The organism is Bacillus sanguinis (assembly GCF_018332475.1).
In the GTDB taxonomy this organism is placed as follows: Bacteria; Bacillota; Bacilli; order Bacillales; family Bacillaceae_G; genus Bacillus_A; species Bacillus_A sanguinis.
In genome coordinates, this window is the sequence record NZ_BOQB01000631.1 from 1 (window position 1) to 913 (window position 913).

Sequence of the window (913 nt, forward strand, 5' to 3'; positions counted from 1 at the left end):
TTATTTTCCCAGCGATTATCGCAATGGTAATTGCAGTTCTTGTTTGGATTAATGCGAAGGATACACCAGAATCAGAAGGTCTTCCTCCAATTGATGAGTATCGTAATGACTATGAAAATCTTGAAAAAGCAGACAATGCTAACAAGATGTCACCAAAAGAAATTTTAATGAAGTACGTAGTAAAAAATAAATTTGTATGGTTCTTATGTATTGCAAATGCGTTTGTTTATTTAATTCGTTTCGGCGTTATTAACTGGGTTCCACTTTATTTAACGACAGTTAAAGGTTTCTCAAAAAATGAAGCACACGCGGCGTACGCGATCTTTGAAGGTATGGCAATTCCAAGTTCATTAATCGTTGGTCTTTTAAGTGATAAATTATTTAAAGGAAAACGTATGCCATTATGTATCATTAGTATGGTTGGAGTTGTTATTGGTACGTTTGTATATTGGCAAGCAACTAGCATACTTGTTGTAAGTATTGCAGTTTCTATTATCGGTTGTTTAATTTATGTACCACAGTTCTTAATCGGTTTAAGTGCGATGGAATTAGTACCGAAATTTGCAGTAGGTACGACAGTTGGTATGTGTGGTCTGTTCGGTTATGTAGGCGGAAGTCTTGTAGCAAACGCAGCAATTGGCGTTATTGTTGATCGTTCTGGCTGGGACGGTTGCTTCATCTTACTATTAACAGGTGCAATTTTATCAACAATCTTCTTGTTCATCGTTCAACGTGGGCATGAGAGAAACGCTCCTAAAGCGGCATAATATTTTGTTCGAAAAGCTATCCAATTATCATTTTGGATGGCTTTTTTATATTAGTATAATCTTTCCTTAAATCTATCTTAAAAGACAAGATGTCATATTTCTAATCATTGGAATTTTTGTTACAATATAAATGGATGTGTAAAACT

Annotated in this window: 1 protein-coding gene; it reads left to right on the forward strand. The window is 34.7% G+C overall.

The annotated features are described in order from the left end of the window. A partial coding sequence (locus tag KI369_RS28925; RefSeq protein ID WP_212959052.1) for an MFS transporter occupies positions 1-767 on the forward strand: 767 nt, incomplete at its 5' end. Between the last annotated feature and the right edge of the window lie 146 nt (positions 768-913).